This is a genomic window from Paenibacillus maysiensis (assembly GCF_000520815.1).
GTDB lineage: Bacteria > Bacillota > Bacilli > Paenibacillales > Paenibacillaceae > Paenibacillus > Paenibacillus maysiensis.
Genome location: NZ_ASRY01000077.1, coordinates 1 through 5,990 on the forward strand (window position 1 = coordinate 1; position 5,990 = coordinate 5,990).

6 protein-coding genes are annotated in these 5,990 nt (G+C 48.0%); all 6 read left to right on the forward strand.

What is annotated here, in order from left to right; translation table 11 throughout:
* On the forward strand, positions 1–468 hold a 468-nt coding region (locus L696_RS28260), incomplete at its 5' end, for a DUF7737 domain-containing protein (RefSeq protein ID WP_155985319.1).
* A gap of 179 nt (positions 469–647) precedes the next feature.
* Positions 648–1,631: a Gfo/Idh/MocA family protein gene (locus tag L696_RS0105080; RefSeq protein WP_025682677.1), complete on the forward strand. Its 984-nt coding sequence runs from the start codon at positions 648–650 to the stop codon at positions 1,629–1,631.
* A gap of 473 nt (positions 1,632–2,104) precedes the next feature.
* A complete protein-coding gene (locus tag L696_RS0105085) occupies positions 2,105–2,443 on the forward strand; it encodes an iron-sulfur cluster biosynthesis family protein (protein WP_025682678.1) in 339 nt (112 codons plus the stop codon).
* A gap of 358 nt (positions 2,444–2,801) precedes the next feature.
* The gene (locus L696_RS0105090; protein WP_025682679.1) at positions 2,802–3,359 is read left to right on the forward strand and encodes an SLOG family protein; all 558 of its coding nucleotides are present in this window, start codon (positions 2,802–2,804) and stop codon (positions 3,357–3,359) included.
* Positions 3,360–3,516: 157 nt separating this feature from the next.
* Positions 3,517–5,382 carry a rhamnogalacturonan lyase family protein gene (locus tag L696_RS0105095; protein WP_025682680.1) on the forward strand — a complete coding sequence of 622 codons (1,866 nt, stop codon included), beginning with the start codon at positions 3,517–3,519 and terminating at the stop codon, positions 5,380–5,382.
* A 176-nt stretch (positions 5,383–5,558) separates the two neighbouring features.
* A complete protein-coding gene (locus L696_RS0105100) occupies positions 5,559–5,792 on the forward strand; it encodes a hypothetical protein (protein WP_025682681.1) in 234 nt (77 codons plus the stop codon).
* Positions 5,793–5,990 lie beyond the last annotated feature (198 nt).

A 5,990-nucleotide genomic window follows, 5' to 3' on the forward strand; every position in this document is an offset into this window, starting at 1 on the left:
GAGACGGTGCAATTCTTTGATCGGACAACGTATAAGAGTGTGCCGTTGGAGGAAGTTCCTCCAGTGCTGTTCTCGGAAGTCATGCGGGATGTAGATTTGGTCGTCAGTGTTGCTCATGTGGGTGGCGTTGATCCGGAAGCCAGTCTTACGACCATTGAAATGCGTAGCGTTATTGTGCAGGAATCGCTGCGTTTGCTGAAAATCAGTAATGTACGCTTGGATGGCAATTATGCGCGTGTAGACGGCAGCCTTGGTGAATATGCGGTGCATTTGGGAAGCGGCGGTGTCTACAAGCAGGCGAAGGGAGCGCTGCATATCATTCCGGTGCATTCGCAGCATCGTGGGCGCATCTTCCTGCCGTTCCTGGATGAAGATCCAAGAACAGCCGAGATTTTATCCAAAATTGTACTGCTGGCTGAGGATCAGAAAATCAAGGACCCGCAAATTCTTACGCAGCTTCAGGCGTAGGATAGAAGCTGTGATATAGAGATTCATTTTGAAGTAACGTGAAGCCCCGTCCATGCAGATCCGTGTGGCGGGGCTTCATCATTTGCGTCAGATAATTCTTTTGTTCCTGGCAGGCGTTTGCTAGAATAAAGGAGGTTGTGTAAGTCAACGTTGACCATATTGCAGGGAGGGACACGAGTATGAGCAAGAAGATCAAATGGGGAATTGTCGGCACGGGATGGATTGCAGATCAATTCGCCGCGGATTTGGCACATGTTACGAACGGGGAAGGGTACGCTGTTGGATCACGGACTATTGAAAGCGCTACCGAATTTGCAGCCAAGCATCAAATTGCACGCGCTTACGGAAGCTACGAGAAACTGGCTCAAGATCCCGAGGTAGATGCTATATACATAGGCACTCCTCATCCTTTTCATAAAGAAAATGTTCTGACGGCTCTTCGGGCCGGAAAATCCGTCCTGTGTGAGAAGCCTTTCACCGTGAATAGCGGGGAACTGGAGGAACTGATCGGCTTTGCGCGTGAACATAAGCTGTTCCTGATGGAAGCGATGTGGACACGCTTTTTGCCTGCGATTCGCCAAGTGCGGGAGTGGATACATGCGGGACGAATTGGTGAGGTGAAGCTGGTTAAGGCGGAATTTGGTTTTCGCGTAGATTGGAATCCCGAGGGACGGCTACTGAACCCCGATTTGGGTGGAGGAGCTTTATTAGATACGGGGATTTATCCGGTATCTTTTGCTTCGATGGTGTTTGGTCCTGAACCCAAGCATGTATGGAGTACAGCTCATGTTGGGGAAACGGGCGTTGACGAGACATTCTCCATCCTGCTGGATTACGGAAACGGGCGCACGGCTATGCTTAACGGGGCAGTTCGTCTCGGACTGACGAATGAGGCATACATCCATGGCACAAAGGGATATATCCGCATTCCATCTTTCCTGAATAGCACGTCGGCTACTTTACATGTGGACGGCGAAGAGGTACAAACCTTTCAGGATGACCGAGCTTCCACAGGGTATGCCTTTGAAGCAGAAGAAGTGGGGCGTTGCCTGAATGAAGGCTTGCTCGAAAGTAGCACGATATCTTTGGATGAATCACTGGGTATTATGAAGCTGATGGATCAGATTCGCGCACAGTGGGGGCTTCGGTATCCTTTTGAGTAATTGAATTATGAATTGAATAAAGAATAAACCACTTAAAGACCAGAGAGCTTTTGAAGCTCTTTGGACTTTTTTGTTAAAAATGTTCATATGAGCGCTGGAATGAGTGGGTCATATAAAAGCGACAAAAATGTAACTATATCGTCAGTTAACTGAATTGTTAACGCTCTCTTTCTATGAAAATAAATGTTGGCCCTAGGGAGTAGCTTCTGTTCTGGAACGTGGCGCTTGATCCATCCAGCGGCCCGACAAATGGTGGCTGTACCAACTGTCGCGGTGTGGTTGTGTGCTCTTTTTGTGTGCTCTTAGCATTGTTCAGAATTGGTTCGGGGCCGCCCATCACTCAATCGTTCAAAAAGTGAGTGCAGTCACACAAGTATATTGAAAACTATAATGTATACATATACAATGTTTAAATTATCCCTTTTGGAATCGGCGGTTCCAAGCATTCATGTATAAAGGAGAAGAATAGCCTCATGGATATACAATTACAGTTGGACCCATTGTCAGTTGAACGATTAGCAAGCGCGCTTTCAGCACAACCGGGAGTATTTAAGTTGTTTTATGACACAGAGGGCTGTGGATGTAACGGCGTAATTGTCATCTTGGTGGTCACTGCGCCCGATGCTACCGATATAGTCATTCAGTCCGAGCCCTATTCTTTTTTTGTAGACCGACAGCAGGAGCAGCAATTCGACAGTAGAATGAGGCTTGAGGCAGATCCTAATTATCCGTCGTTTAAATTGAGCAGCGATGCGGGCCTATTCAGCAGCAACATTAGAATTAAAGATGTGCGTGTCAAATCGGCCACTTGAAGAGTGCTGGATGTCAGGGGAAGAATGTAATGTAAACGGAGACGACTATTGCGAGTATGAAATCCGTTTTCGGGGTAGTAACCAGCAACGGCACAGATATCGAATCCAGCCTTTATGTCGTTTTAACGAAAACACCCAGCGAGCATTACGCCCAAAATTTATAATACAGACTAAATCGCATTAACCCGAAACCAGTAGCGAATCCCCAAAGACGAACCTCATCCAGCAAATATGGAGCGAAGTTCGTCTTTTTGGACGTATTCACTCAGCCCTTCAAATAACTAAGTTATGTAGCGGCCTCCTTGTAAGTGGTACAATAAAATAACCATTATGATCATTCGAGAAGGACGTTGAGATGATGAAAAACTTGCTCGTTTCGGGCTACCGCGCTCATGAATTGAATATTTTCAACCAAAAGCACGAAGGCATTCCATATATCAAAAAGGCGATCACAGGCAGGCTCATTCCCCTGATTGAAGAAGGACTGGAGTGGATTATTACCCCCGGTCAGTACGGGGTGGATCTGTGGGCCTGTGAAGTGGCAATTTCACTGAAGCAGCAATATCCTCACTTAAAATGCTCCATTATGGCGGCCTATCAAAATATGGAGGAAAAGTGGAAGGAGGACAAAAAGGAATATTTTCAGCAGATCTGTAAGGAAGTTGACTATGTGGGAGTAGTCAGCCGCCAGCCTTATCAGGGAATATGGCAGCTCAAGGCACGGGATGAACTGCTTTTCCGCAAAACCGATGGTTTATTGCTCGTTTATGACGAGGATGCGGCAGAGGGCAGTCCGCGTTTTATGAAAGAGCTGGCATTAACCAAACAACAGGCAGAAGGCTATCGGTATATCAGCATCAGCTCGGAGGATATCCAGAGCATAGCGGATGAAGAACGATTATTCATGGACCTCTGATTTTAAAAGCATTTATCCGGATTTTTGAACAAAAAGGACGTATTCGTCCCTTTACTTTTATGTAAGCGCTATCATAAAATTTGAACAACAATAATTTATCAGTCAGATAAAATAAATTTATTGAAAATACAAACCATGAAAGGAGCTAAGGATTCAGATGAACAAAAGGTTTCGGTATACTGCGTTGCTCTGTCTCGGTGTCATTTTGAGTGGAGTGGTCACCCCGATGGATAGCCATGTCTCTGCTGCCTCTACGAGGCAAATGGAAAAGCTGAACCGGGGAGCCGTCGCGGTCAAGGTGCCGGAGGGCGTGCTGGTGAGCTGGCGGCTGCTGGGCACGGAAGCGGATTCGGCCGGCTTCAATCTGTACAGAGGGACAAGTAAGGTCAATGCTGCGCCGATTACGTCGAAAACCAACTTTCTGGACAAGGCAGGTACGACCTCATCATCTTACACTGTTCGTGCCATAGTGAATGGAGCAGAACAGGCTGCTTCTCTGGCGGTAAAAGTCTGGAGCAACAACTATCTGGATGTTCCCATCCAGCAGCCTGCAGGTGGTACAACCCCGGATAATGTCAGCTACACGTACCATGCCAATGACGCCAGTGTAGGTGACCTGGATGGGGATGGCGAGTATGAGCTTGTGTTAAAATGGGACCCTTCCAATGCCAAGGACAATTCACAATCCGGCTACACGGGAAATATATTTTTGGATGGCTACGAGCTGGACGGAACACGCAAATGGCGGATCGATCTGGGCAGGAATATTCGGGCAGGAGCGCACTATACGCAATTTCTCGTCTATGATTTTGACGGAGACGGCAAAGCGGAAATCGTATGCAAAACAGCAGACGGCACTAAAGATGGCACAGGGGTGATCATCGGCAACGCCTCGGCGGATTATCGCAATGCCAGTGGTTATATTTTGGACGGGTCTGAATTTTTGACCGTGTTCTCGGGCGATACGGGCAAAGCACTTAGCACGATTGACTATGTGCCGCCACGGGGAACGGTATCCAGCTGGGGAGATAATTATGGCAACCGGGTGGATCGTTTTCTCGCCGGGGTTGCTTATCTGGATGGCGTACGGCCCAGCATTGTGATGGCACGGGGTTATTATACCCGGACGGTTCTGGTCGCGTACGATTGGCGTAATGGTAACTTGAATCGACGCTGGACCTTTGATAGCAACAGCTACGCCAATGCCGGGACCGCCGGACAGGGCAACCATAGCTTGAGCGTGGCGGATGTGGATGGAGACGATAAGGATGAGATCGTGTACGGCTCGCTGGTGGTGGACGATAACGGGACCAAGCTAGCAAATACGGGCATGGGACACGGCGATGCGCTTCATGTTGGGGATCTGGACCCGGATCGTTCAGGCTATGAAGTGTTCAAGGTAAACGAGGACAAAAACGCCACCTACGGCGCTGCCATGTACGACCCGCGTAATGGTAACATTTTATGGGGCGTAAATACAGGCAAGGATACTGGAAGAGGCATGTCGGCAGATATTGACCCGCGTACCAAGGGCAACGAGCAATGGGCACCGGGCATCGGCGTGCGTTCGGCTAAAGGAGAGCTTATTACGAATACGCTACCGTCCTCCATTAATTTTGGCATCTGGTGGGATGGCGACTTGCTGCGTGAGCTGCTTGACCATACCTCTTCAAGCGCTGGAAAAATAGATAAGTGGAACTATACGAACTCAACCACTTCCAATTTGCTTACGGCGACAGGCACCAGCTCCAATAACGGAACGAAAGGAACACCGTCCTTGCAGGCCGATCTGTTCGGAGACTGGCGCGAGGAAGTGATTTGGCGCAAAAGCGATAATTCGGCGCTGCGTATCTACACAACACCATATGAGTCAGAGTATCGTTTTTATACACTTATGCATGATCCGGTGTACCGCCTGAGCGTGGCTTGGCAGAACGTGGCCTATAACCAGCCGCCGCACACTGGATTTTATCTGGGAGAAGGGATGTCCAAGCCCGCGCAGCCGAATATATACATCCCTTGATTTGCAGGTCAATTTGCAGGTCGAAATGAAACGCGAATGAACAAAAACGGAAAGGGTTCTGGGTTGATCGGAGCTCTTTTTGTCATGCCAAAAAGAAGACAACGTATGACTTTTATAAAAATGGGAACATTAGTTCTTATTAGTGAAATATACGCATGAAAAAGGAGGCGGGATATGTGACTTCTCTAACGACGGAAGGTATGATTACGCTCGTAACCAATGTCGGATTCCCTGCTGCATTAAGTCTGATTCTGTTAAAATATATCCTTGTCACCCTTAGCCGGAGATTGGAGCAGCTTGACCGGTCTGTTAAGCAACTGTCACAATCCCTGGAAGAGGTGGAGGCAAAGCGAGTGAAGCAGTCAGAAGAAACGCACCCGGCAAATACGGACAAACTTCGTGTAGAATGAACAAAAAAAGGCAAATAGAAACAATTTAGCAACCCAATCGAGAAGCGAGATTCTTATAATAGAAACGTGTGCAGTTTATGCAGACATATGACTATGGAGGTGCATCGAATGATGAAAACAGGTATGAAAATAAATACGAAGCTATCCGCGCTGTGCATCGCAGCTACGCTTATGAGCGTAGCACAGGCCGCAGCCGCC